The 2,236-nt window shown below is 26.6% G+C and carries 2 protein-coding genes; both read right to left on the reverse strand.

Going from position 1 to position 2,236, the window contains the following annotated elements:
- Positions 1-220: 220 nt before the first annotated feature.
- Positions 221-895 carry a type II CAAX endopeptidase family protein gene (locus E6248_RS15540; RefSeq protein ID WP_316341675.1) on the reverse strand — a complete coding sequence of 225 codons (675 nt, stop codon included), beginning with the start codon at positions 893-895 and terminating at the stop codon, positions 221-223.
- Positions 896-1,065: 170 nt separating this feature from the next.
- Positions 1,066-1,842 carry a methyltransferase domain-containing protein gene (locus E6248_RS15545; RefSeq protein ID WP_316341676.1) on the reverse strand — a complete coding sequence of 259 codons (777 nt, stop codon included), beginning with the start codon at positions 1,840-1,842 and terminating at the stop codon, positions 1,066-1,068.
- Between the last annotated feature and the right edge of the window lie 394 nt (positions 1,843-2,236).

Here is a 2,236-nt window from a genome sequence, read left to right on the forward strand (position 1 = left end):
GTGTAATTACCTAACTGAAATATTTTAAATATGAATTAACTTAATAAAATGTAGAAATTTCATTACAACTTATATAGAAATAATTAAGGCAACCAAATTTAAATAAAAAAATAGTAGATAGATCTGTTTCTTAACAAATCCATCTACCTTTATACAGTATTACTTTATTCAAAATTAATTCCTTAAAATCCTATATAACCTTATCTAATAATATCTTATTCTAAATCATATTAAAAAGCACAAATCCAACTATGTTAATTGCAAAATTTGCAAACATATGAATTAACCAACTAACATAAATATTTTTATATTTTTCATTAAAGTAATTAAAGATAACTCCTCCAACAAATAATCCAGATAAAGTTAAAATAAATAAACTAATATCAAACCATCCTATCATCATAGCTACATGGTATAAAGCAAAGGCTAGAGAGCTAAAAATATATGCATACTTTCTACTTGCTACTTCTTTTAATTTTAGAAATGCAAATCCTCTAAAGAAAAACTCCTCTAATAAAGAGTTAATAAAGGATATATATATTGCTACAAATATAAAGTTACTATTATCAATACCAACATTTGCTGATAATGATGAAACTACATTTGAAAAATCAAAAAATCCTCCTAAAATTAGATAAGCACCTAAAATAAATGAAAACACAGCAGCCCCAGAAATTAGAGCAATAATAATTTCCTTCTTACTCTTAACTTTAAATAAAGAATTTAAGTTTAAGTCTTTATCATATCTAGAATATAAAATTGGCATTAAGGAAAACAGTATAATTTTCACAAAAGACTTTGTAAGATATTGAGGCCTTATTACGGCATCTATAAATCCCATTATTGCGCATCCTAATAATACAATTAAAATAATAGTTTTCTTTTTCTTTAACATATAGTCCCTCCGCCCTTTTTTCCCTTATTATTACATGTAATATAAAACTTATTCTTTGTTGAAGTATAAATAATATTTTTTATAGTAAGGTAGAAATAGAATCTTGCTGTATTACAAACAAGAAAAATAACACTTATATTGACAATTCCTCATATTAATAAGGTCATTAACTATTCTTTTATTAAAATATCTAAAGTATGAGCACCTGCCCCTATTAAATCTTGTCTTTCACATGTAGACAGATGATAGTCAATAAAAGTTTGAAATGTTTCTTCATCCATAGCATTTAAAATTGGTCTCATATAATTAGATGGACCATCTGCTGAAATTATTTTTATTCTTTTTACTCCTACTGCTTCATTTATTTTATTAATATCTTCAACTCTTACATAATCATATAAATCTTCAGGCTCTGATATAACATGATAACTCTCATCAAGCTTTCCATTTTCAATACACTTTTTTATATTATTCTCTTTGAATCCATAGGTAATTACACTATATTCATTCATTAGATAAGCAACTAATATCTTTCCTCCGACTTTAGTTACTCTTTTTGCTTCTTCTAAAGCTCTTATTTTATCTTCAAGTGTATATAAATGATACATTGGTCCAAAAACCAATGTCATATCAAAGGTATTGTCTTCAAACCTAGCTAAGTTTAAAGCAGTTCCTTGAAAGGCTTTTACTGTACTTCCCTTAGATTTTAAAACACCTAAATTATGTTTCACAAGTTCAATCGCTGTAACATCATATCCTTCATTAGCTAATGCTACTGAGTATCTTCCTGTTCCTGCTCCAACATCTAATATTTTAAAATTTTTATTTTCATTTAAATATTCATGAATATATTTCATAGAAGTTATATATTCAACTTGTCCATGTCTTCTCGTTAATCTTTTCTCTTCACAAAACTTATTATAATGCTTTTCTAATTCCACTGTCATCTCTTTTTCTCTCCACTTAATATATTTATTCTTAACTTACAAAATATATAAACTTTCTCGCTAATACTTATATTTGCCTATTAAAATTATACTCTAACTATAAGCTCTTTTAAATCCCTAGTCTAACGCGGGGTATTCTAATATATTAATGTAGATCATCTGATTCCTACCAACTTTAATAGATCTCTGAACATTTAGTTTATACAAATCTCTATACCTAAAACCATCACTTAGTCTAGATTTTATTAAATTTATAGTTTTAGAATAATTCCTAGATTTCAGAATTAGAGTTTAGAAATAAATATCCACCAGCTTAGCTGGTGGTTTTTCCTTAGCCCTATAAGGGCATATTACTTGCGTTGCGTCTTAAGGCGCTTTAAAAGGTTCGTCAGCC

Source organism: Clostridium sp. (assembly GCF_032552055.1).
Taxonomy (GTDB): Bacteria; Bacillota; Clostridia; order Clostridiales; family Clostridiaceae; genus Clostridium.